Origin of the sequence: Mesorhizobium sp. B283B1A (assembly GCF_020165735.1) — a bacterium.
GTDB classification, from domain to species: domain Bacteria; phylum Pseudomonadota; class Alphaproteobacteria; order Rhizobiales; family Rhizobiaceae; genus Mesorhizobium; species Mesorhizobium opportunistum.
On the sequence record NZ_JAIUIQ010000034.1, the window covers coordinates 1 to 21,754 of the forward strand.

At 64.3% G+C, this 21,754-nt stretch carries 21 protein-coding genes; 12 read left to right on the top strand and 9 right to left on the bottom strand.

The window, feature by feature from the left end; translation table 11 throughout:
- The 5 genes from LB577_RS24335 to msrA form a co-directional block, all read left to right on the top strand.
- A partial coding sequence (locus LB577_RS24335; protein WP_224689224.1) for a hypothetical protein occupies positions 1-234 on the top strand: 234 nt, incomplete at its 5' end.
- 34 nt (positions 235-268) lie between these two features.
- Positions 269-595: a hypothetical protein gene (locus LB577_RS24340; protein WP_224689225.1), complete on the top strand. Its 327-nt coding sequence runs from the start codon at positions 269-271 to the stop codon at positions 593-595.
- A gap of 285 nt (positions 596-880) precedes the next feature.
- On the top strand, positions 881-1,585 hold the full coding sequence (locus tag LB577_RS24345; protein ID WP_224689226.1) for a DUF1223 domain-containing protein: 705 nt from the start codon (positions 881-883) through the stop codon (positions 1,583-1,585).
- 107 nt (positions 1,586-1,692) lie between these two features.
- On the top strand, positions 1,693-2,037 hold the full coding sequence (locus tag LB577_RS24350) for a hypothetical protein (protein ID WP_224689227.1): 345 nt from the start codon (positions 1,693-1,695) through the stop codon (positions 2,035-2,037).
- Positions 2,038-2,228: 191 nt separating this feature from the next.
- Positions 2,229-2,954: a peptide-methionine (S)-S-oxide reductase MsrA gene (gene msrA / locus LB577_RS24355; RefSeq protein WP_224689228.1), complete on the top strand. Its 726-nt coding sequence runs from the start codon at positions 2,229-2,231 to the stop codon at positions 2,952-2,954.
- 232 nt (positions 2,955-3,186) lie between these two features.
- Here msrA and LB577_RS24360 read toward each other — a convergent pair whose 3' ends face one another.
- A complete protein-coding gene (locus tag LB577_RS24360; RefSeq protein WP_224689229.1) occupies positions 3,187-3,690 on the bottom strand; it encodes a hypothetical protein in 504 nt (167 codons plus the stop codon).
- Between the two features lie 342 nt (positions 3,691-4,032).
- Positions 4,033-4,305: a DUF4242 domain-containing protein gene (locus LB577_RS24365; RefSeq protein WP_224689230.1), complete on the bottom strand. Its 273-nt coding sequence runs from the start codon at positions 4,303-4,305 to the stop codon at positions 4,033-4,035.
- A 225-nt stretch (positions 4,306-4,530) separates the two neighbouring features.
- Here LB577_RS24365 and LB577_RS24370 point away from each other — a divergent pair, with 225 nt between their 5' ends.
- Entirely contained in the window at positions 4,531-7,119 is a 2,589-nt protein-coding gene (locus LB577_RS24370; RefSeq protein WP_318013558.1) for an ATP-binding protein, read from the top strand.
- Positions 7,120-7,144: 25 nt separating this feature from the next.
- On the opposite strand, the gene LB577_RS24375 is transcribed toward LB577_RS24370, so the two are convergent.
- Together LB577_RS24375 and LB577_RS24380 are read right to left on the bottom strand one after the other, a co-directional pair.
- Positions 7,145-8,149 carry a cytochrome d ubiquinol oxidase subunit II gene (locus LB577_RS24375; protein ID WP_224689232.1) on the bottom strand — a complete coding sequence of 335 codons (1,005 nt, stop codon included), beginning with the start codon at positions 8,147-8,149 and terminating at the stop codon, positions 7,145-7,147.
- Positions 8,150-8,153: 4 nt separating this feature from the next.
- Positions 8,154-9,515 (bottom strand): cytochrome ubiquinol oxidase subunit I, encoded by a 1,362-nt coding sequence (locus LB577_RS24380; protein ID WP_023768740.1) that lies wholly within the window; start codon positions 9,513-9,515, stop codon positions 8,154-8,156.
- Positions 9,516-10,044: 529 nt separating this feature from the next.
- Between LB577_RS24380 and LB577_RS24385 the strand changes: the two genes are divergently transcribed.
- Both LB577_RS24385 and LB577_RS24390 read left to right on the top strand, forming a co-directional pair.
- On the top strand, positions 10,045-10,971 hold the full coding sequence (locus LB577_RS24385) for an ABC transporter ATP-binding protein (protein ID WP_224689239.1): 927 nt from the start codon (positions 10,045-10,047) through the stop codon (positions 10,969-10,971).
- Positions 10,968-11,729: an ABC transporter permease gene (locus tag LB577_RS24390; protein WP_013892077.1), complete on the top strand. Its 762-nt coding sequence runs from the start codon at positions 10,968-10,970 to the stop codon at positions 11,727-11,729. Before LB577_RS24385 ends, LB577_RS24390 begins: the two co-directional genes overlap by 4 nt.
- Positions 11,730-12,062: 333 nt before the next feature.
- Here the strand turns inward: LB577_RS24390 and LB577_RS24395 are convergent, their stop codons facing one another.
- Positions 12,063-13,100, bottom strand: a complete 1,038-nt coding sequence (locus tag LB577_RS24395; RefSeq protein WP_224689241.1) for a phosphatidylglycerol lysyltransferase domain-containing protein — start codon at positions 13,098-13,100, stop codon at positions 12,063-12,065.
- 408 nt (positions 13,101-13,508) lie between these two features.
- On the opposite strand from LB577_RS24395, the gene LB577_RS24400 reads away from it, so the two are divergent.
- The 3 genes from LB577_RS24400 to LB577_RS24410 all read left to right on the top strand — a co-directional run bounded on the left by LB577_RS24400 (position 13,509) and on the right by LB577_RS24410 (position 15,960).
- Positions 13,509-14,696: a flavin-containing monooxygenase gene (locus LB577_RS24400; RefSeq protein WP_224689242.1), complete on the top strand. Its 1,188-nt coding sequence runs from the start codon at positions 13,509-13,511 to the stop codon at positions 14,694-14,696.
- A gap of 101 nt (positions 14,697-14,797) precedes the next feature.
- Positions 14,798-15,283: a MarR family winged helix-turn-helix transcriptional regulator gene (locus tag LB577_RS24405; RefSeq protein ID WP_224689243.1), complete on the top strand. Its 486-nt coding sequence runs from the start codon at positions 14,798-14,800 to the stop codon at positions 15,281-15,283.
- Positions 15,280-15,960, top strand: coding sequence for a GNAT family N-acetyltransferase (locus tag LB577_RS24410; RefSeq protein WP_224689246.1), 681 nt, complete (start codon positions 15,280-15,282; stop codon positions 15,958-15,960). Before LB577_RS24405 ends, LB577_RS24410 begins: the two co-directional genes overlap by 4 nt.
- 83 nt (positions 15,961-16,043) lie before the next feature.
- Here the strand turns inward: LB577_RS24410 and LB577_RS24415 are convergent, their stop codons facing one another.
- On the bottom strand, positions 16,044-16,268 hold the full coding sequence (locus tag LB577_RS24415; RefSeq protein ID WP_023779944.1) for a hypothetical protein: 225 nt from the start codon (positions 16,266-16,268) through the stop codon (positions 16,044-16,046).
- A 131-nt stretch (positions 16,269-16,399) separates the two neighbouring features.
- Positions 16,400-18,403 carry a PhoX family protein gene (locus tag LB577_RS24420; RefSeq protein ID WP_224689254.1) on the bottom strand — a complete coding sequence of 668 codons (2,004 nt, stop codon included), beginning with the start codon at positions 18,401-18,403 and terminating at the stop codon, positions 16,400-16,402.
- A 459-nt stretch (positions 18,404-18,862) separates the two neighbouring features.
- On the opposite strand from LB577_RS24420, the gene LB577_RS24425 reads away from it, so the two are divergent.
- Positions 18,863-19,360, top strand: coding sequence for a hypothetical protein (locus LB577_RS24425; RefSeq protein ID WP_224689255.1), 498 nt, complete (start codon positions 18,863-18,865; stop codon positions 19,358-19,360).
- Between the two features lie 264 nt (positions 19,361-19,624).
- Here the strand turns inward: LB577_RS24425 and LB577_RS24430 are convergent, their stop codons facing one another.
- Positions 19,625-20,287 (bottom strand): response regulator, encoded by a 663-nt coding sequence (locus LB577_RS24430; RefSeq protein WP_023779941.1) that lies wholly within the window; start codon positions 20,285-20,287, stop codon positions 19,625-19,627.
- 2 nt (positions 20,288-20,289) lie between these two features.
- A complete protein-coding gene (locus LB577_RS24435; RefSeq protein WP_224689256.1) occupies positions 20,290-21,681 on the bottom strand; it encodes a sensor histidine kinase in 1,392 nt (463 codons plus the stop codon).
- Positions 21,682-21,754: the final 73 nt, after the last annotated feature.

Below are 21,754 nucleotides of genomic sequence, written 5' to 3' on the forward strand. Positions count from 1 at the left end.
GGAGCGTTCTTCCTTCTCCCCTTGCGGGAGAAGGTGTCGCCGAAGGCGACGGATGAGGGGTGCTCCAGGGAACACCAACGCCTCACTCCGCTGGAGCACCCCTCATCCGTCTCAGCGCTGTCGCGCCGATCCACCTTCTCCCGCAAGGGGAGAAGGAAGAACTCCAGCTCCGATCACAAACCGGTGAGCGCTGTAAGCGGCAAGGTATTGGCGGCGTGGGTCGGCATGGTCTAACGTGCCAGTATCTCGGCTCTTGGAGCAGAACGCGATGTCAGGCCCCGTGCTGCGTGTGTCCATTTTGCGTTGCGATGCCACGAAGTTCGCGCTGTTGCGAGGGATGATGCTGGACGACGAGGCAGCGCTGCGGCCCGGCATCGAGGCCATGCCCGGGCTGCTGGACTTTTACGCTGGCGCCGACGAAGCGACATCGTCGCTGATCAACACCAGTGTGTGGGACACGCTGGAGCATGCCAGGCAACTCGATACCTTCCAGCCCATGCTGGATGCAGGAAAACGATTTGTCGCGGAAGGCGCAACGTTCGAGCGGCCGATCATGCACTACACGCCTGTGTGGCGTTTTGGGCAGTTCGCATAAGCCTGAGTAATGGCTCCCTCTCCCTTCTCCCCTTGCGGGAGAAGGTGGCCTCGCGAAGCGAGGTCGGATGAGGGGTGCTCCAGGGAATGCCAACGTCTCACTCCGCTGGAACACCCCTCATCCGTCTCGGCGCTAGCGCGCCGATCCACCTTCTCCCGCAAGGGGAGAAGGGAAGAACCCTGCCTCCCGATCACAAACCGGTGAGCGCTGTAACGAAGCGGCGGAGGGCGGCGAAGTGGGGATATCGGCGGCGCATCGCAGCGCCGTCCGCACGGAGCAAAGTCGATGCCGAGATCATCAGCCGGAAGGTTCGCCCTGTTGTCCAGCCTGGGCGCGCTTGCGCTCGCGGCTAGCCTCGGTGCGGCGGCCGCGCAGCCGCTCACCGTGGTCGAGCTGTTCACCAGCCAGGGCTGTTCCTCCTGCCCGCCGGCCAACGCCAACCTCATCAAGGTCAAGGACCAGCCCGGCGTGCTGGCGCTGTCCTTCAACGTCACCTACTGGGACTACCTCGGCTGGAAGGACACGTTCGGCAGGCAGGAATTCACCCAGCGCCAGGTCCGCTACGAGCCGGCGCTCGGTCGCGACGGGCCGTTCACCCCGCAAGTGGTGGTCAATGGCCATGCCGATGGCGTCGGCGCCGCGTCCGGCGAAATCCAGCGCCTGATCTCCAGCGCCGGCCGCACCAAGGGCCCGTCGCTGTCGCTCGATGGCGGCAAGGCCGTGATCGGCGCCGGTTCGGTGCCGGGCGGCAAGGCCGATGTCTGGCTGGTGCGCTACACCAAGGGCGTCGTCGAGGTGCCGGTGGCGCGCGGCGAAAACACCGGCCGCACGCTGCCGCACGCCAATGTCGTGCATGCGCTGACAAGGCTCGGCAGCTGGACTGGTGACGCCACCGCGCTCGATCTGCCGGCGGCTTCCGGCGGCTTGAGCACCGCCGTGCTGGTGCAATCGCCGGGCGGCGGGCCGATCCTGGCCGCAGCGACCAATTAGAGTTCACCGGAGCGGAGATCACGCTCCCGCAGAATTTGCGCAACGCCGCACGAGCGGCGCCGCAAGACCCCGGCCGCCGAAGCGCGAGCCCACCCAAGGAGACCACCATGACCGTTCTTTCCCGCCTGACGCTGCCGGCGCTCGCTCTCGCTTTGTGCTCGACGGCGCTGCTGGCCGGCGGCATCGCCCGCGCCGACGACGCCACCAACGCGATGAAGCCGGCCGCCGATGCAATGAAGCCCGCGGCCGACGCCATGAAGCCGGCAACCGATGCGATGAAGCCGGCCGATCCGATGGCCACCAACGCCATGAAGCCCGCCGACAACGCCATGAAGCCCGCCGCCGATGCCATGAAACCGGCAACCGATGCGATGAAGCCGGCGGCGGACGCCATGAAACCCGCTGCCGACGCGATGAAGCCGGCGGCGGATGCCATGGCTCCGGCCAACTGAACATTGGCCGTGGCCGCTGTCCCTGGCGGGCTCCCTGTCCAGCCGGGGACAGTCCCTGGAGTTCTCGTAAAGTGCATGTCCGGTAAAGTGCATGGCGCACATGAATGTGAGCCCATTCCGCAACTCACGCATCGCGCCGTCGTATCTGATCCAATAGACTGGTCCCAATGCAAGCCACAAGGAGTGCAACCATGATCAATACCAAGAACCGTTCGATCGGCTTTGCCAGGGGCGCGCTGGCAGCCTTGGCGCTCGCCGCCGTGGGCGCCACCTTCTGGCTGACGCCGGCCGTCTCGGCGGAGGACGCCGTGGTGATCCCGCCGCCCGCAATGGACGAAAAGGCCGCCGGCGGCAGCGAAAAGGCGATCTTTGCCGGCGGCTGCTTCTGGGGCGTGCAGGGCGTGTTCCAGCACGTCAAGGGCGTCAGCATGGCCGTTTCCGGCTACACCGGCGGCGCCAAGGACGACGCCGTCTACGAGACGGTCGGCTCCGGCCGCACCGGCCACGCCGAATCCGTCGAGATCACCTACGACCCGTCGAAGGTCACCTACGGCCAGCTGCTGCAGGTCTATTTCTCGGTCGCCCACAACCCGACCCAGCTCAACTACCAGGGTCCGGATTCCGGCACCCAGTACCGCTCGACGATCTTCGCCGAAAACGACGCCCAGAAGAAGATCGCGCAGAGCTACATTGCCCAGCTCGACCAGGCCAAGCTGTATCCCAAGCCCATCGTCACCACGATCGAGACCGGCAAGACCTTCTACCCGGCCGAGAACTATCACCAGGACTTCCTGACGCTGAACCCGACCTATCCCTATATCGCCTACAACGATCTGCCCAAGGTGGCGAACCTGAAGGCGCTGTTCCCCAATCTCTACAGCGACAAGCCGGTGCTGGTGCAGGCCGCCAGCAACTGAGGCATCCAGCGGTTTGCAGGCAACAGGTGAAAATTTGCGCGGGGAGCTAACACTCCCCGCGCCCCCGGGACCAACCGGTATGCCACCCGCCCCCAGCCCAGTATATGGGCTGACGCCGATCGGTCCTTGGCCTGGCGCGGGCACGCTTGGGATCGTCCCACACCAGGGCTGAAGCAATTCCAGGAAAAGCGTCAGACAAGCGATGGAGCCGGGCGCGATGCCGGCATCCGGTTCAGTCGCTCATCGTCACCGCGTCGCACGACACGTTCGGGTTCATGTCAGCGAAGGTGCCGGTCGGGTTCTTCTTCCACGCCCAGACATGCAGCTCGTAGAAGGCGCCCAGACCATAGCGGTTGGGCGCGCTGTTGAAGTTGAACAGCTGGCCTTCGAGCGAGGCCGGCCCTTTCGAGGTGATGTATTCCACCGCCACCAGCTTCAGCTTGCCGTCCGCCATCGGCTCGTACATCACGGCCTCGGGCTTTGCGAGATCGACGGCATCGTCCTTCAGGTAGGCCGCGTTGACATAATGGATGCCCATGGCGCCGCCGGTGATGCCGCTGGCGCAAGGGATCGGCGCATAGCCTTCCGCGGTGGCCATCGCGACGTTCTCGAAACGGCTGTTGGCTTTGCGCACCTTCTCGTCCAGCGCGCCGCTGTCATGGGCGCTGGCCGCCGTGGCTGCGATCGACAGGACCGACAGGTTGATGAGGTGCTTGGTCCACAGATGGATGTTCATTGTCTCTCCATTCATTATTGAGGGTGCACCAGGAGCGGCCTGCCGCCCCGCTGCGAAGTCGGATCTGGACTGGATCAGCGGTTCGACCGGGTGAAGTCCCAATATTGCGGCAGCTCCACGAGCTCCGGCAGGCCGATGTCGCGTCTCAGATAGTCGCCCTGCGGAGGCAAGCGGCGCCGGCGCGGGCGCAATGGTGGCAACAGCAACGAGGCGAGCCGTCGGAGAACGCGGCCCAGTACTGGGCCGCGTCCGACCGGCCTCGAGGCCGCCCACATCTCGCTGGACGCGTGGTCAGACAAGCCGCCATAACCGCGAAGGGCAGTTGGATGCTCATTGTCGGCATCAACGGTAAAAGTAAGGGTCAAGAACCCGCACCTCCGTGATCTTGTCGACCGGCAGCATGTTCTTCTGGGCGGTGGCGCGGATCGCCTCCGGCGAGGGCGCGTCATAGATGCAGAAACTCTGCTTCTTGTCGGTCGAGACGAAGGACTGCACCCAGGTGACGCCCTTCTCGGCGTTGCGCATGATGACGCCGCCCATCGCATCGGCGCCGGCTTCATTCATCGGCACGTTGAGACCATCCGGAAAAGTACGTTCAACAACATAGCGAGGCATATCGGGTTTCCCTTTTTCATGGATTTGACACTCGGTTTCGAGCGCTGGGGCCTTTGATCACGCTCGCCAAACCCGCGCATCGGAACCATTCCCCATATTTGCCGGGACGATTCCCCATGTTTGCAACGTTGGTTGTCCGGAGCCACACAGCGGATACCGAACCCACCTATAGTGGCGGCTGAACGCGACACGACGGCAAATCAGGGCACAATCGAGCGGATGATGATGCTTCTGGAACGGCAGACACAGCTGGAGCACCTGGATGGCCTGTTGGCGGAAGCCATGCGCGGCCACGGCCACGTAGCGGCCCTGTCGGGCGAGGCGGGCGCCGGCAAGTCGGCGCTTGTCGAGGCCTTCATCGCCGAAGCCGACGAGCGGGCGCGCATCCTGCGCAGCGCCTGCGAGGACCTGTCGATCCCTGATCCGCTTGGCCCGCTCTACGATCTGGCGCGCGAGGCGCAATGGCCGCTGCCGCAGGCGATCGATGCCCGGCAGGGCCAAAGACTGCCCCTGTTTTCCGACGCCCTCGCAGTGTTCGAGAGCAAGGGCCGGCCAACATTGCTGGTGATCGAGGATCTGCACTGGGCCGACGACGCGACCCTCGATTTCATCAGGTTCCTCGGCCGGCGGATTGCCAACACCCACATCCTGCTGCTCCTGACGGCGCGCACCGACCGCAGCGAGGGCCAGATGCGCGTGCGCCGGGCGCTGGGCGAAATCCCGGCGGGTAGCATTACCCGCATCGAGGTGCCGTTGCTGAGCGAGGCCGCGGTGCGGTCGCTGGCCGCGAACGCCGGGCGCGATGGCGAGGCCATCTACCGGGCCACCGCCGGCAACGCTTTTTTCGTCACCGAGCTTTTGTGCGCCGACAACGAGACGATGCCGCCCGCCAGTGTGCGCGACGCCGTGCTGGCGCGCGCCGAGCGCCTGTCCGCCGGCGCGCGTTCGATGCTGGACGCAGTGTCGGTATTTCCGCGCCGTGCCGACGCCTGGGCCTTGCAGGGCCTGTGCGGCGTCGCCAGCGCCGGCCAGCTGGCCGAATGCGTATCGAACGGGCTGCTGGACGATCTGGGCGATGCCTATGCTTTCCGCCATGAGATCGCCCGCCGCGCCATCGAGATGACGCTGACGACCAGCCACAGGCGGCAGTTCAACCAGCGGGCTCTGTCGGCGCTGCTCGAACGGGGAGACATCGCCACTGCGCGTCTGGTGCATCACGCGGTCGAGGCAAGCAATTTCGAGGTGGTGCGGGAGTTGGCGCCGCTCGCGGCGCGCGAGGCATCAAGGGTTGGCGCCCATCGCGACGCCGCCGGTTACTATGAAGTTGCCTTGCGCCAGGCGGACGGCCTGCCCGCCGAAGAGCGTGCCGCGCTTTACGAGCAATATGCCTTCGAATGCCACTTGATCGGCCGCATCGACGACGCCATCGCGGCGCAGGAACACGCGCGCAAGCTGCAGCGGGACCTGGGCAACGTGCTGAAGGAAGGCAACAGCCTCCGGTGCCTGTCGCGCTTCGCCTATCTGCTCGGAGATCGAAAGAGCGCGGATTTGCTAGGCGCCCAGGCGGTCGCGTTGCTGGAGACCGCGACCGCCGGCCCGGAACTGGCGATGGCCTATTCCAATCTCTCGCAGCTGGCGATGCTGTCCGAAAGGCTCGACGTGGCATTGTCGCTGGGAGACAAGGCGATCAAGCTGGCCGGGCTGCTGGACCGGCCCGACATCTTCTGCCACGCGCTCAACAATGTCGGATCAGCCGAGCAATGGCTGGATCTGGCCAGCGGCCGCCAGCGCCTCGCCCAGAGCCTCGAAATCGCCATCAAGCAAAATCTTCAGGAGCACGCGGCGCGGGCCTTCACCAACAGCGCCTGTGTCGAGATGAACCAGCTCGGCTATAGCGAGGCGCGATCCCTGCTCGAGCGCGGCATCAACTATTGCGTCGAAAACGACCTCGTCACCTGGCGCGATTACATGCGCGGCGTGCTGGCCCAGCTGCGGCTGCGTCAGGGACAATGGGATTTGGCGGAGGCCGAGGCGCTCGACCTTCTTGCCAATGACCAGGCGACGGCTCTTGTACGCTATCCCGCCGTGGTGGCGCTGGCCAGGTTGCGGGTCCGGCGCGGCGACCCCGGCACCGCGCCGCTTTTCGAGGAGATGATGCGCTTCCTGGAAAGGGGCGGGGAACTGCAAAGGCTGGCGCCCTATGCGTTGCTGATGGCCGAGCGGGCATGGCTCGGGCAAGCCGATACGGACGAGGCGCTGGACCTGATCGACGCGGCCGAGAGCCTGTCGCCGACGCGGGCCGTGTTCGCCGAACTGGCCTGCTGGCGGCAGATGCTGGCGCCGGATTGCGACCCCGGCGACACCACGGGCATGGCCGAACCCTACCGGATGCTGCTGGGCGGCGACTGGCCGGGGGCGGCTGATGTGTGGGCCGGAATGGGCGCTTCCTTCGAGCGCGGGCTCGCGCTGATGCAGGGGGACGAGCCGGCGCAGCGGTCGGCCTTGGAGATTTTCGAGCGCCTCGGCGCCGGGGCGGTGGCACACAAGGTACGCGAGATCATGCGGCGCAACGGCGTCAACAACATCGCGCGCGGTCCGCGCCAGACCACGCGCGCCAACAGCGCCGGCCTGACGCAGCGCCAGATGGAGGTGCTGCAGCTGATCGAGCGCGGCCTCTCCAACAAGCGGATTGCCGAGCACCTCGCCATTTCGCCGAAGACGGTCGATCACCATGTCTCGGCGGTTCTGGGAAAACTGGACGCCATTTCCCGTGGCGAGGCGACGGCGGCGGCACGCGATTCCGGACTGATCTGAAACTCCGGCAACCGGCGCCGGTGCGTCAGTCGTAGGTCAGGTCCGTCGCCTTGCCGCCGAACACACGGTAGGCATAGAAGGAATAGAAGATGATGATCGGCAGCACGACCACGGTGCCGGCCAGAATGATGGCCAGGCTTTCCGGCGCCGAGGCCGCCTGCCAGATGGTCAGTCTGTCGGGCACCACGAACGGATAGAACGACCAGGCAAGGCCGGCAAAGCCGAGCATGAAGATCGCGGCCAAGGTCAGGAACGGCGTCAGCGCATGGCGGTCGTCGGGCTTCGGCAGATGGAAGGTCTGCCGCCACAGCCACAGGAACAGCAGCGCCGACAGGATAGGCAGCGGCGAGAGATACAGCATCTGCGGCCAGACGAACCATTTGTCGAAGATGCGCGGGCTGGCAAACGGCGTCGCCAGCGACACCGCCACCATGCCGAGCGCGGTCAGCACCAGCGCGGTGCGCAGCCAGCGCACCGCCTTCTTCTGCAGCTCGCCTTCGGTCTTGTAGATCACCCAGGCCGCGCCCATCGCCGCGTAGGCGGCGGCCAGGCAGAACGCCACCAGCACGCCGAACGCCATGCCGCCCAGGCCGACATCGAGGCCGAGCACATAGACGCCCAGCATATAACCTTGCGCCAGGGAGGCGATGATGGATCCCAGGAAGAAAATACGGTTCCAGCGGTGCTTGCGCTCGGTCGGCACCTTGGCGCGGAAATCGAAGGCGACGCCGCGCAGGATCAGCCCGACCAGAAGCACGAACACCGGGATGTAGAGTGCGGTCAGGATGATGCCATGCGCCATCGGGAAAGCGACCAGCAGCAGGCCGACGGCCAGCACCAGCCAGGTCTCGTTGGCGTCCCAGAACGGACCGATCGCGGCGATCATCGTGTCCTGCTCGGCATCCTCGGCGGCTGCGAACAGGATGCCGATGCCGAGATCGAAACCGTCGAGGACGACGTAGATCAGGATGGCGAGGCCCATCAGGCCGGCGAAGATGAGGGGAAGCAGGGTTGGCCAGTCGTAGGTCATTTTCTTACTCCCCCGCCGCCGGCTGCGACATCGGTGCGTTGAGCACGCCCGGCAGCGGCGATCTATCGCCGTCCTTCGCCGCCTTCAGCGCCAGATGCACCAGCACGCCGAGATAGGCGATCAGCAAAAGCACGTAGAGAATGAGATAGATGGCGAGCGTCAGCGCGACATGGCTGCCGGCGACCGGACCGACGGCATCGGCGGTCTTCAGCACGCCCGTCACCAGCCAGGGCTGGCGGCCGATCTCGGTGGTGTACCAGCCGGCCAGCGTCGCCAGCCAGCCCGACAGCGCCATCGGCACCATCAGCAAGGCGAGCGGTTTCGGCAGGCTGTGGCGGCGCTTGAGGAAGAAGGCGGCCGACCACGAGACGACAAGCATCAGCAGGCCGGTGCCGACCATGATGCGGAAGCTCCAGAAGATCGGAAAGACCGGCGGATGATTGCCGGGATAGTCGTTCAGCCCCGGCACCACGCCGCTGGTCGAGTGCCGCAAGATCAGACTCGCCCCATCCGGAATCGTGATCTCGAATTTGTTCTCCTTTGCCGCCTCGTCGGGGAGTGCGAACAGGACCAGCGGCACGTTGGGGCCGGTGTTCCAGTTGGCTTCCATCGCGGCGATCTTCTGCGGCTGGTGTTCCAGCGTGTTCAGCCCATGCTGGTCGCCGGCAAGGATCTGGATCGGGATCAGGATCGCGGCGGTGAAGACGCCGGTGCGCAGTGCCTTCCACATCGATTCCGAACGGTCGCCATAGAGGTAGCGCAGCGCCGAAAGGCCGGCGATCAGGAACGACACCGTCAGGCCCGACGCCAGCAGCATGTGCACCAGCCGGTAGGGCATCGACGGATTGAAGACAATCGCCCACCAGTCGACGGCGTGTGCCTTGCCGTCGATCATCTCGAAGCCGGTCGGCGTCTGCATCCAGGAATTGAGCGCGATGATCCAGAAGGCCGAGACGGTGGTGCCGCCGGCCACCAGCACCGTCGCCAGCGTGTGGATGCGGTTCGACACGCGGCGGAAGCCGAACAGCATGATGCCGAGGAAGGCCGCCTCCAGGAAGAAGGCGGTGAGGATCTCGTAAGCCAGCAGCGGCCCGGCGATGTTGCCGACCGTTTCCATGTAGCCCGGCCAGTTGGTGCCGAACTGGAAGCTCATGGTGACGCCCGAGACCACGCCCATGGCGAAGGACAGCGCGAACACCTTCACCCAGGTAAAATAGGCCCGCATCCAGGCGGAATCATTGGTCGCGTTGTAGCGCAGCTTGAAGAACAGCAGCACCCAGCCAAGCGCAATGGTGATCGCGGGAAACAATATGTGGAACGAAATATTCGCGCCGAACTGCATGCGCGACAGTATGAGCGGGTCCATGGCAGGCTCCGGCTGCTTCCAATATTCGCGAAGGATAGGCCCGTCGCGCCGGTCGGTCAAAGCGGCGTCCCGCCGCGAGGCGGAACGCCGCAGCGCCCCGCCAATATGACGCATGCGGCTCTACGCCGTCGTTTCGGGCACCTCGCCAAGCGCGTCCGCGAACTTGCGCATCTTCAGACTGATCACGGCTTCGCGCACACGCCGATCGGCGGCGCTTGGCAAGCTGGCGGCTGACGGCAAATGTTACGTCAAGGACAGCCAGCGAGAGCTGGACCGGATGCTCTTTTCGCACGAATAGCCACTTCCAGCTGCAAACACTGCCTGGTCCGCCCGGGGCCGGCACTGTTCTACCGATTGATGTCGCCCAAAAGCCCTCGGTTTTGGGAGAACGACGTGCAGAAAAACACAGGTCATGGCCGATGCAACGGCGTGTCTTTGTCCAGAACTGTCAGCAGCCATTGACTTGCGGTTGCATGCAACGACATTCGCCCTATATCAGAGAACCTCTCTCAAGCAGCCTTTTTCACTCATGCCCTCCATCCTGACCATTTCCGGGGTCTCCAAGACCTACGCCACCGGCTTCACGGCGCTCAAGGAAGTCAATCTCGACATCCAGCGCGGCGAGATCTTCGCCCTGCTCGGCCCCAATGGCGCCGGCAAGACGACGCTGATCTCGATCGTCTGCGGCATCGTCAACCGCTCGACCGGCACCGTCACCGTCGACGGCCACGACATCGGCAAGGACTACCGCGCCGCGCGCAGCCTGATCGGCCTTGTGCCGCAGGAACTGACCATCGACGCCTTCGAGAGCGTCTGGGCGACGGTCAACTACAGCCGCGGCCTGTTCGGCAAGCCGGCAAATCACGCCTTTGTCGAGAAGGTGCTGCGGGACCTGTCGCTGTGGGAAAAGAAGGACGCCAAGGCGATCACGCTCTCGGGCGGCATGAAGCGGCGCTTAATGATCGCCAAGGCGCTGTCGCATGAGCCGCGCATCCTGTTCCTCGACGAGCCGACCGCCGGCGTCGACGTCGAATTGCGCCAGGATATGTGGGCGATGGTGCGCCGGCTGCGCGAGGACGGCGTCACCATCATCCTCACCACCCACTACATCGAGGAGGCCGAGGCGATGGCCGACCGCGTCGGCGTCATCAACCGCGGCGAGATCATCCTGGTCGAGAACAAGGCCGAACTGATGCGCAAGCTCGGCCGTAAGCGGCTGGTGATGGAACTGCGCAATCCGCTGACGACGATCCCGGAAGCCTTCTCGCACTATGCGCTGGAACTGTCGCCGGATGGCGGGCAATTGACCTACACCTATGATAACCAGGCCGAGCGGCCGGGCGTCGCCTCGCTGATCCGCGACCTCGAGGCCGGCGGCATCCAGTTCCGCGACATCGACACGCAGAACTCTTCGCTCGAGGAGATCTTCGTCAATCTGGTGAGGAGGGAGCCATGAACCTCCGCGCTGTATGGGCGATCTACCGGATGGAAATGGCACGTGCTTTTCGCACCGTGCTGCAGAGCATCGTCTCGCCGGTCATCTCGACATCGCTCTATTTCGTCGTCTTCGGCTCGGCCATCGGTTCGCGCATCACCGAGATCGACGGCATCAGCTACGGCGCCTTCATCGTGCCGGGGCTGATCATGCTGTCGCTTCTGACGCAGTCGATCTCCAACGCCTCCTTCGCCATCTACTTTCCCAAATTCGTCGGCTCGATCTACGAGCTTCTGTCGGCACCGGTCTCCTATCTGGAGATCGTCATCGCCTATGTCGGCGGCGCGGCCACCAAATCGATCATCCTCGGCCTGATCATCCTGGCTACCGCCTCGTTGTTCGTGCCGCTACACATCGAACACCCGTTCTGGATGCTCGCCTTCCTGATCCTGACGGCGGTGACCTTCAGCCTGTTCGGCTTCATCATCGGCATCTGGGCGAAGAGTTTCGAGCAGCTGCAGCTGGTGCCGCTGCTGATCGTCACCCCGCTGACCTTCCTCGGCGGCAGCTTCTATTCGATCCACATGCTGCCCGGCATCTGGAAGACGATCACGCTGTTCAACCCGGTGGTGTATCTGATCAGCGGGTTCCGCTGGAGTTTTTACGGCAAGGCCGACGTCTCGGTCGGCGTCAGCCTCGGCATGACGCTGGTGTTCCTGGCCGTCTGCATAGCGATCGTCGCCTGGATCTTCCGGACGGGTTATCGACTGAGGAACTGAGGCGGCTGGTGTTTGGCGATAGCGTGCATGGCGGCCTGGCGAATGCATTGTCTTATGCTGCGCTGGTCGACCCCACTCCGTCTCGGCTTCGCCGAGCCACCTCTCCCCCGATCGACGGGGTAGAGGAAAGGCGCCAAGCTCTTGCCGTCAACGCTCGTCCAGCAACGCTCGCTTCCTTTCCCTCCGGAGGGGGGAAAGGTGGCGCTGCGAAGCAGCGACGGATTGGGGGAACCACGTGGCAATCAAGCCTCGGGCCGATCAGTCACGCCAATCACAGAAAATGTTTGCCTAGCGTAGACCGAAGTGAGGGCGAGGACCCAAGCCCTGTAGAGTTCAAATGGCCTTGACCAGCCGTAGCAGCCCCAGCATCTCGATATAGGTCCCCTTGCGGAAGGCGACATAGACCGGCTCTTCGATGCCATGGAAACGGCGCTTGAAGGCCGCCTGGCCTTGCAGGTTGAACCTGCGGCGGTTGACCCATGGCGACGAATAGGTGCGCTGAAAGGTGTTGCGCCAGAAATCGCTTTCGGCAAACCCGCTCTGGGTCACGTCGACGAGCGGCGACAGGCCAAGCGTGACCACTGAGATGCCTTCCTCGCGAAAACGGTCGACCGCGAATTTGGTCAGGCCGATCTCGGCGTGCGGCGAGGCATCGATATGCTTGCGCTTGAAGGCTGTGGTGTAGCCGATGACCTTGCCGTCGCGAAATATCGGATCGAAATCGAGCAAGGCAATAAGGTCGCCGTCCGGGCCATGCAGGACGAAGCGGCGCATGTCGGTGCCGAGCTGATCGTAAAACGGACGGTTGAGGAACCCCATTTCCCAGCGCTTGACGATGCGGTCACCGCGCCAATTGTCGGAGAGCCGCTGTATCTCGTCGAGATGGACCGTGCGTTTGTCCTCGTCGAACGAAAAGCCTTTCCTCAAAAGCCAGCGCTCGGAATAGCGCACGGTCTCGTTGCGCTTGCCGGAAAAATCATGTTCGGGCAGGACAAGGCGAGTATCGATGCCCAGCCGGTTGACCTTGTAGCCGAGCCCGGCCAGCACGCGTGCGGTCTCTTCGCCGATCTGCACGAACCACGGGTCGCCGGCGGTCTCGACGAAGCGCCTGATGTAGTCGGCGCGCCGGGCCGGCGCCGCCACCGGGTCGCCAAGCGCGAAATGATGCTTCATCTTGGTGCCGAAGGCGATGTAGCCGTCGGCGTCGCCAAAATAGGAGAGCTTCGCTTGCACGGCGGTGGAATAGGCGAGCGAGAAATCGCCGTGGCGGCGCACGATCGCCAGGCGTTCGACATGCGTCAGTTCCTGGCGCTCGACCTTGGGCGAGGCACCCTCGAGGATTTTGTCGAAATAGATCCGCAAGGAGGGCATGGTCGAGATTTCCGCGTGCCGTCTGTGGCGCGACGTGTCTGTCGACACGCAGGACGCGCCACGGCGCCTTGTTTTTTCGCGGGAAGCCGAAATCGGTTGCCGGTTTCGAATTCCTGCGTCGGTAACGGGATCCGCCCCCGGACCTCGAATCAATCACATTGCCGCGACCTGATTATCGCCGATGCCGCCGATATGCCATATAGGGCGCGATGTATTGGGACAGAAGCCGGCAATCGGCTCCGGCCGGCGTGGCGGTGGAATGCTCCGGAGCGCAGCCGCGGCTTGGCGCGGGCCTCGAAAATCGCTGCCGATCCGCTGTATCGGGGGATCCTACCCGCGATCAGACGGTTACAGCGCCCTGCGAGCGTTGCGGGGATGCTATAGTGGTTGAATGGGACCGAAGAATGAATGGCTGATGCGACAACCAGACAGATGATGGAACAGATGGCGGCGGTCGAGCCGGCAATCGTCATTGGCGCCGGCGCCGCCGGACTGGCTGTCGCGCGGGCTTTGATCAGAGCTGGCGTGCCGACGTCGATCCTGGAAAAGGAAAGCCGGCTGGCCGAGCCCTGGCACCGGCGGCACCGGCAGCTGCGTCTCAACACCCACCGCGATCTCTCCACGCTGCCCGGCCTTGCCTATCCGACGGGTACGCCCGCCTTTCCGCCAAGGGAGGTCGTCATCCGCCACATGAACGATTTCAGGGAGGCGAACCGCCTGCCGGTGGAGTTTGGCGTTGCCGTCGAGACCATCGTCTTCAGGGGCGATCATTGGGCCGTACGCACCAGCGCCGGCTCGCGCCTGGCGCGTCATGTCGTTGTCGCCACCGGCCGCGACAGGCAGCCCTTCACGCCGCAGTGGAAGGGCATGCAGGCCTTCGCGGGCCGGATCGTCCATTCGGCGGATTTTGGCGACGCGACGACCTATGCGGGCAAGAAGGTGCTGGTCGTCGGCGCCGGCAATTCGGGCTTCGACGCGCTCAATCATCTGGCCGACGTGGATACGTCCGCGATCTGGCTGTCGGCCCGCAACGGCCCCGCCCTTCTGCCCAAGCGGATCGGCAAGATTGCCGTGCACCGGCTTTCGCCGCTCATGGCGCGCTTGCCGACCCGCATTGCCGATGCGGTGATCGCGGCGACACAGCGCCTGGTTTTCGGGGACCTCACCAAATTCGGCATGCCGCCCGCGCCGTCGGGCGGCGTCAGCCGGTTGACCTCGGACTACATCGCGATCGCCGCGGATGACGGCGCCGTCGACGCCATCAAATCGGGCAAGATCGTCGTGGTGCCGGCGATACGGGAGTTCACCCGCGACGGCGTGATCCTGGCCAATGGCAGCCTGATCGGTCCCGACATCGTCATTGCCGCGACGGGCTACCGCACCGGGCTGGAGAGCATGGTCGGCAATCTCGGCGTGCTCGACAACAAGGGCGTTCCGCTCTTCAACGGCGGCGAGGCCGATCCGAAACTGCCGGGCCTCTGGTTCACCGGCATGCGGCCGAGCATTCGCGGCTGTTTCGCCAATGCCGCCATACTGGCCAAGGCGATCGCCAGGCGAATTGCCGGCTCCTCCCTCGTATCCGGCGCATCGGGCTGATTCAGGTCGAGGCGACGGAAAAACGTCGGATATTCGCGCCTTGACTTATTTACTTGCCTTGTTATATAACGTGTTATGGTTATGCATCGAACGGATTGATCATGGAAGATGTTCTGCGATCCCTTGGATATCTCTGCCTGGGCAGCCGGCTGAAGCGCATAGGCGAGCAATTGCAGGCCGATGCGCAGCGCGTGCTCGATGGCCTGGAGGTTCCGCTTCAGTCGAGCCAGTACCCGTTGCTGGCCGCGCTCGACAGGCTGGGGCCATTGGCTGTCGGCGAACTGGCGCAGTCGCTCGGGCTCACGCAGCCCGGCGTGACGCGAAGCGTGTCGCTTCTGGCCGAGTTGGGCCTGGTCGAAGCCATCCAGTCGGACGGCGACCAGCGGCGCAAGATGGTCTCGCTGACCAGGAAGGGCCAGCACCTGGTCGACGTTGCGAAGCAGGACGTCTGGCCACGCATCGAGCGCGCCATCGCGGATCTGTGCCGGGATCTTTCGGGGCCGCTTCTCGATCAACTCGCCGCCATCGAGGACGGCCTGGCCATGGCCCCGCTCGATCGGCGTGTGAAAAAGGGCGCAGCGCAATGAAACATGTTCTCGACCGGCCCGTCTGGAGCGCGCTGGAGACGCGGCATCGGGCTTTCGCGCAAGGCGGCAAGCTCGCCAGGCGATATTCGCCGTCGATCGCCCTCTTTGCCGCTACCGCAGCGGACGATGCTGAAAGCCTGCGGGCGCTCAGTGACCTTGTCGATCCAAGCGAAAGCGTGATCATGCTACAGGCCGACGCGATTGTCCTTCCGGCCGGCCTCTCGGCAACACTGTCGGCGACCGCCGTTCAGATGCTCGCCGACGCGCCGGTGCAGGCCGTGTCTGATGAGCGCGTGCAGCGCCTGACGCACGATGATGTGGCCGAGATGCTGGCACTGGCCACGCTCACCAAGCCCGGCCCGTTCACGTCAGGGGCGCTGAGCCTCGGCGACTTCTGGGGCGTGAAGGTTGAGGGCAGGCTGGTGGCGATGGCCGGCGAGCGCATGAAGCAGCCTGGCTATAGCGAACTCAGCGGCGTGTGTTCGCATCCGGAATTTCGCGGCGCCGGCCTCGGCCGGCTGTTGTCCGTGTTCGTCGCGAATCAGATTTTAGCCCGCGGCGAAATCCCTTATCTTCACGCATATGCCACCAACACAGGCGCGATAAAGCTGTACGAATCCATCGGCTTCAGACTTAGAAGCACGATCAATGTGGCTGTCGCTCAGCGTGCCAGATAGAGCGACCCCAGGAAAATGTGAAACGGCATTCCGCCAGGAACCGGCCACCCCAAAAAGCCCGAGCAGTTCCTTGCCCCTGGCGTTCACGCCGATTTCGGTTCCAGCCGCCGGAAGCCGACGGCTTCCATCAGCATATCCTCATCGACCATGCCGGCATTGTGAAGCGCAAGCAGGGTAAGAGCCAACTCGCGCGCCTCGGTGGATTCGGGATGCGCTTCGCGCCGTCGGCAGGCCTCGTCGAACACGCGTTGCAGCCTGGCGATATCATCGGGTTTGAGCAGGCCACGGTCATAAACGGACTTAGGCATGGCGGTCTCCTGAAGGAAGAGTTAGGGCGCCATTCCTAAATTGCCAATCTTTCCCGAGGCTTGAACGGTTCAGGCCGGATGGGCCCCAGATCGCCGAGGCCTATCCCGCAATTGCAAACCGGCGCCTGATATCAGACAGCGATCTTGCCGCCACCCTGTTTCGTAATCGCGACAACCGCCGGCCGTACCGGCATGTCCGGTTTGAAATCCGGCCAGCGGGTCGACAGATCCTCATAATAGGATGGGCGACCGAACGCTTCCCAGTCCTCGCCGCCGTCGCCCGGATGCTGGACGGCGACGAAGGCGGTCTGGTCGTCGGGCGCAAACAGCGGGCCGCACATTTCGGCGCCGATCGGCACGCGGAAGAACAGTTTCGAGGTCGCCCGCGCAGATCCCTCCGTGTCGACCGCCCACAGGCCGTCGGTGCGGCCGGTGGCCTTCGGCCCCTGGCCGTCGGTGGCGACCCACAGGCGCCCGGCCGAATCGACCGCGCAATTGTCGGGCATGCCGAACCAGCCATTGGCCGTCGTCGACGTCGAGAAGGTGGCGCCGACATCGGCCACCGAGGGATCGCCGCATTTCAGCAGCACTTCCCACCTGCCTTTGGCAGCGGCAAAATCGCCGGCCTCTTCCGATATTTCGATGATGTGGCCGAAGGCATTTTCGGCGCGCGGGTTGGCGGCGTCGACCTGGTCGGCCTTGCGCTTGGAATTGTTGGTCAGCATGACATAGACCTTGCCGTTGACGGCATTGGGCTGGATGTCCTCCGGGCGGTCCATCTTGGTGGCGCCGAGCAGGTCGGCGGCGCGTCGCGTCTCGATCAGCACGTCGGCCTGGCCGGTGAAGCCGTTTTCGGCCGTTAGCGGCCCCTGGCCGAAGACGATCGGCAGCCATTCCACCGAACCGTCCTCGGCGAACTTGGCGACATGCAGCGTGCCGTCGTCCAGCAGGTCCTTGTTGGCGGCGCGGTCATTGGCATTGAAGGTGCCCTTGGTGACGAACTTGTAGACATAGTCGAAGCGCTCGTCGTCGCCGAGATAGAAGACGACGCGGCCATCCCTGGCGACGATCGATTCGGCGCCCTCGTGCTTGAAGCGGCCCATGGCGGTGCGCTTCCTTGGCGTCGAAGTCGGATTGTTGACGTCAACCTCGACGATCCAGCCAAAACGATTGGCCTCGTTAGGCTCCCTGGCCAGGTTGAAGCGGTCGTAATGCGCGCCCCATTCGTAAGCCCCTTCAGGGATGCCGAGGCGCTTGTAGTTGGCGGCCTCCTTGTGACCCTCCGGCAGTTCGCCGGAGAAATAGCCGTGGATGTTCTCCTCGGACATCACATAGGTGCCCCAGGGCGTGACGCCGCCGGCGCAGTTGTTGATGGTGCCGATGACCTTGGTGCCCGATGGATCGGCATTGGTCTTGACGCGGTCATGGCCGGCGACCGGGCCCGACAGCGCCATTTCGGTGTTCGAGGTGATGCGGCGGTTGAGCTTGCCGTCGCGCACCACTTGCCATTTTCCCGAGACCTTGCGGATCTCGACGATGGTGCCGCCATGCGCGGCCATTTCGACATCGACTTGCTCCTTGGTGAGCGGCGCGACTTCGGCCGCCTTCTTGCCGTCCTTGTCGACGATCTTGACGATGCCGGGGAACATCAGATGCGGGTTGGTGTATTCGTGGTTGACCACCAGCAGGCCATGCTCGGCCGAGCCGTCGATCGGGATATAGCCGACATAGTCGTTGTTGTAGCCGAACTGCCTGGCTTGGGCTTCGGCCGACTGTTTGGCCGGATCGAACTCCGGCGAATCGGCAAACAGCGGATCGCCCCAGCGCAACAGCACGTCGGCGTCATAGCCCGGCGCGACATGGTGCTTGTCGTCGATGCCAGCCTCGAGTTCGTCGAATTTGAAGGCGGAGCCCTCCGCGGCACGGGCTTCGTCGGCGCTGACAAGCGCCAGCGGGCTGACGGTGGCGGCAATCGCCGAGACGGCGAGCGATCCCTTCAGGAACCCCCGGCGCGAAAACCGCGCGGCGATGATCTCGCCCATGGTGCGGTTGTCGGTGGGATTGATGGCCGGTCCGTCGTTTTCCTCGAGCAGGCTGGTGCGGAATTTGGCGTCGGGGGCGCGATGTTCGGTCATTGGGGCCTCTGGCTTTGGAGTGGCTGGAGCTTGTGTCTTTCGACCCCTTACAGTCGGCCGGTCACATTTTCGTGACATGAGAAGTCACTTTTAAACGACATTCCGCGAAGGCCGGCAAGGCGGCCGTATCCGCTTGTGCCGGGGAGCCGCGAAATGGGTTCCCGAACAGGCCAGGCAAGGGGTTCTTTCCGTCACCTCCGCCACTCCCGCCAGAGGTGACCTTCAGGCTCGACTGCTGTTGTCTCCCGTCGGCGGTGATGCGCGGCGCGGCCGCTCCATTGCCCGCGAGGCGGGTTCTCAGGCATCCGAGATGGGACTTTAGTCCAAGCGTGCGCTTGCAAAGGTCTTGGGTGACAAACGCAACGGTCGGAGGTTGCTTCCGGTCACCACGTCTTTCGGCGATGTTGGTTGCACTGCAACGTTGGGATGGGCACGCCGGCTCAATCGACGGAGATCAGGATGTACGGATCGATCACGGCCCGGCGCCGACGGCTGACGCTCGGATCGGCGGCTTTCCTGGCGCTGACTCTCGCCCCCTATCAGATTGCCTTTCACGGCTCCGCCCTTGGAATCGACGCCGCTAGCGCACAGGCCGCCGGCGGCGGCCATGGCGGCGGTAATGGCGGTGGCAACGGCGGTGGTAATGGCGGCGGCAACGGTGGTGGCAATAGCGGCGGCAACAGCGGCAATGGCAACAGCGGGAACGGCAACGGCAATAGCGGCGGCAATTCCGGAAAAGGCGGCGCCGCCTCCGGCAAGGGCCAGAGCGGCAGCCATGTCAACGCGGCGACCGGCGACAAGGTCGACATCAATGGCAGCACGATCACGGTCGAGCACCCGGACGGCTTGACGGAAAAGATCGAGAACGGCCGTTTCAGAATGCAGGATGCGCTCGACCGAACGATCGTCGACCGCCCGGCCACGCCGGCCGATGTCAAACGTCTTAGTGCTTTGTGAATCCGGGCCTTGTGGAGCTGGTCAACAGGCAACGGCCGGCTTCGCATGTCACCTCCGCCGCCCCCGGCGGAGGTGACCTCGTTTATCCGGCCTACCTAGAGCAATTCCAGGAAAAGTGTGACACGGTTTTCTCTCGAGAAAAGCGCGTAGCGCTTTCCCTTGGGAATTGCGTAAAAACAAAGAGATAGAGCGGTTCGCCGTTTCCTTGAAACGGTGAAATGCTCTCGCGCGGTTTCCCGCATGGCGCCGGCATAGCGACGGCGTCTATGCACGGTTCCGGTCGCGGTCGCGAAACTCACGCATCATCAGGGCCGCCTCGGTGCGGTTTCGCGCGTTGAGTTTCGACAGCACGCCGGTCATATGGTGCTTGACGGTCTTCTCCTGCAGATCCAGCCGCAGGGCAACTTCCTTGTTGCTGAGCCCCTCCGCCACCAGCCGCAGGATCTCGCTCTGCCGCTCCGTGAGTTGCCGCAGCCGGTCCGCCATGCCGTCGGCGGGCTGCTGGGACTGGAGATCCGAAAGCAGCCGCGCCGACAGCATCGGCGAAAGATAGCTCTCGCCTGCCACCACGTTGCGCAGGATGTCGGCGAGCGCACGCGACCCGACACCTTTGAGGACATAGCCGTGTACCCCGGCGTTCAGGGCCTTGGTCACGTCGGCATTGGCCTCCGAAACGGTCAGCATGACGATCTTCTGGGCGGGATGGTTGGCAAGGATGCCTGCAACCGCAGTCAGGCCGCCGCCCGGCATGGAGATGTCGAGCAGCAGTATGTCGGGCCGCGCCGTCGACGCGATGCGTTCGGCGTCCTGCGCGGTCGCGCCTTCGCCGACCATCTCGAAGCCGCCGATCTCCGACAGGCTGCGCGTCACGCCTTCCCGGAAGAGCGGGTGATCGTCGATGATGGCGATACGAATGGTCTCGGTCATGCTTACTCCTCAACCGATAAACTGATCACCAAGCGCGTACCTTGCGGTCCGGTCAAGGTTTCGAACTGGCCGCCAATGCTTTCGACCCGCTCCCTGAGGCCGGCGAGCCCCAATCCCTCGACCCGTGTCGCCGGGTCGAAGCCTGGTCCGCCGTCCGATACTTCGACGAAGAGCCGGCCGCCTTTCATTCCGGCGGCCACCGCCTGATCCTTGCCCCGGCCGTGGCGATAGGCATTGTTCAGCCCTTCCTGTACGAAACGATAGATGCTGATCTTCTCCGAAGCGCCGGGTTCGGGCAACTGCCCTGGCAGCGTGAGCGCCACCGACGTTCCGGTTCGGCGCTCGTGCTCTTTGACGGCCAGCCGCAATATTTCCGTTGCCGCGGCCGTCTCTATCTGTGGCAGGACAAGGCCGTTGCAGATGCCGCGTATCTCTTGCATCGCATCCTCGAGCGTCTTGCGGATCATTGCCACTTCGGTCGCGCGGTTCCCCTCCCAATGGTCATCGCCGGTAAACACCGGGCTGTCCATGCGCAGCGCCGCCAGGGCCACGAGTTGGGCCGGCCCGTCATGCAGGTCGGCGCCGATGCGGCGCAAATATCTTTCATTGAGAGCCGTGGCGCGGCGGGACGCCCGCTGCACGCGCTGCCGCAAGGCGCTGTTCTGCGCCACCAGGCCCTGCAGCTCCGACACCTGGCGGCGCAGCGCTCCGCGCTGGTCGTCGATGGTGCGGCTGCCGCGCAGCACGATCCCCGACAGGAGCAGGAATGCCGTCAAGGTGGTGCCGGCCACGATCAGCCAGCTCGACAGCAGGGCGGAGGCCAGCGTGGCTTTGAAATCGGTGGCGATTTCGTAGAATTCGGTGACCGCCACCACATCGCCGGACCAGGGTTCGCGCACGGGATTGTAGATCTCCAGCAACGGTTCGCCCGAAGCCCGCTCCTTCTCTTCGTTTTCGTCAAACGTGTCGAACTGGGCAGCGACGTTGCCCTGGAAGGCGAAACGCAGGTGGTCGTTCAGATCGAAGCGGCGGCCGATCAAGGAGGAGTCTTTTGAATAGAGCACGGTGCCGTCGCGGCGCCAGAGCCTGAACGAGACCAGGCGCTTGCCGAGCGCGCCCTGGCCGAGCGTTTCGTCGAGCGCCTGCTTGACGGAGTCGCTGAGCTCCTCGCTCTTGCGCAGGTCGGGCAGCAGCGGCGCGATCACGCTGTCCACATAAAGCGCCGTCGTGGCGGCCGAATTGCGGGTGACACCGTCCCGAATCTGCGTCGTCACCCAGGCACCCACCAGCAGCATGACGACCAGAAGGCCAAAACCGCCGGCAACGAGGAATTGCACAGCGAGCGAAAGCTCGCTCCAGCGCCGCGCCAAGTTCTGAAAGATGCTGCGTATCATGAGCCCCTGACCGCCCTTCGATCGACAGGCTGAGCGGCGTCGGTACATTGAGCCTCCGTCTTGCCGTTGCCAA

What these genes read in the sequence shown, in the direction of transcription:
- LB577_RS24340 (WP_224689225.1), top strand. Translation starts at nt 269, where the DNA reads ATGTCAGGCCCCGTGCTGCGTGTGTCCATTTTGCGTTGCGATGCCACG.
- LB577_RS24345 (WP_224689226.1), top strand. Translation starts at nt 881, where the DNA reads ATGCCGAGATCATCAGCCGGAAGGTTCGCCCTGTTGTCCAGCCTGGGC.
- LB577_RS24350 (WP_224689227.1), top strand. Translation starts at nt 1,693, where the DNA reads ATGACCGTTCTTTCCCGCCTGACGCTGCCGGCGCTCGCTCTCGCTTTG.
- msrA (WP_224689228.1), top strand. Translation starts at nt 2,229, where the DNA reads ATGATCAATACCAAGAACCGTTCGATCGGCTTTGCCAGGGGCGCGCTG.
- LB577_RS24360 (WP_224689229.1), bottom strand. Translation starts at nt 3,690, where the DNA reads ATGAACATCCATCTGTGGACCAAGCACCTCATCAACCTGTCGGTCCTG.
- LB577_RS24365 (WP_224689230.1), bottom strand. Translation starts at nt 4,305, where the DNA reads ATGCCTCGCTATGTTGTTGAACGTACTTTTCCGGATGGTCTCAACGTG.
- LB577_RS24370 (WP_318013558.1), top strand. Translation starts at nt 4,531, where the DNA reads ATGCTTCTGGAACGGCAGACACAGCTGGAGCACCTGGATGGCCTGTTG.
- LB577_RS24375 (WP_224689232.1), bottom strand. Translation starts at nt 8,149, where the DNA reads ATGACCTACGACTGGCCAACCCTGCTTCCCCTCATCTTCGCCGGCCTG.
- LB577_RS24380 (WP_023768740.1), bottom strand. Translation starts at nt 9,515, where the DNA reads ATGGACCCGCTCATACTGTCGCGCATGCAGTTCGGCGCGAATATTTCG.
- LB577_RS24385 (WP_224689239.1), top strand. Translation starts at nt 10,045, where the DNA reads ATGCCCTCCATCCTGACCATTTCCGGGGTCTCCAAGACCTACGCCACC.
- LB577_RS24390 (WP_013892077.1), top strand. Translation starts at nt 10,968, where the DNA reads ATGAACCTCCGCGCTGTATGGGCGATCTACCGGATGGAAATGGCACGT.
- LB577_RS24395 (WP_224689241.1), bottom strand. Translation starts at nt 13,100, where the DNA reads ATGCCCTCCTTGCGGATCTATTTCGACAAAATCCTCGAGGGTGCCTCG.
- LB577_RS24400 (WP_224689242.1), top strand. Translation starts at nt 13,509, where the DNA reads ATGGCTGATGCGACAACCAGACAGATGATGGAACAGATGGCGGCGGTC.
- LB577_RS24405 (WP_224689243.1), top strand. Translation starts at nt 14,798, where the DNA reads ATGGAAGATGTTCTGCGATCCCTTGGATATCTCTGCCTGGGCAGCCGG.
- LB577_RS24410 (WP_224689246.1), top strand. Translation starts at nt 15,280, where the DNA reads ATGAAACATGTTCTCGACCGGCCCGTCTGGAGCGCGCTGGAGACGCGG.
- LB577_RS24415 (WP_023779944.1), bottom strand. Translation starts at nt 16,268, where the DNA reads ATGCCTAAGTCCGTTTATGACCGTGGCCTGCTCAAACCCGATGATATC.
- LB577_RS24420 (WP_224689254.1), bottom strand. Translation starts at nt 18,403, where the DNA reads ATGACCGAACATCGCGCCCCCGACGCCAAATTCCGCACCAGCCTGCTC.
- LB577_RS24425 (WP_224689255.1), top strand. Translation starts at nt 18,863, where the DNA reads ATGTACGGATCGATCACGGCCCGGCGCCGACGGCTGACGCTCGGATCG.
- LB577_RS24430 (WP_023779941.1), bottom strand. Translation starts at nt 20,287, where the DNA reads ATGACCGAGACCATTCGTATCGCCATCATCGACGATCACCCGCTCTTC.
- LB577_RS24435 (WP_224689256.1), bottom strand. Translation starts at nt 21,681, where the DNA reads ATGATACGCAGCATCTTTCAGAACTTGGCGCGGCGCTGGAGCGAGCTT.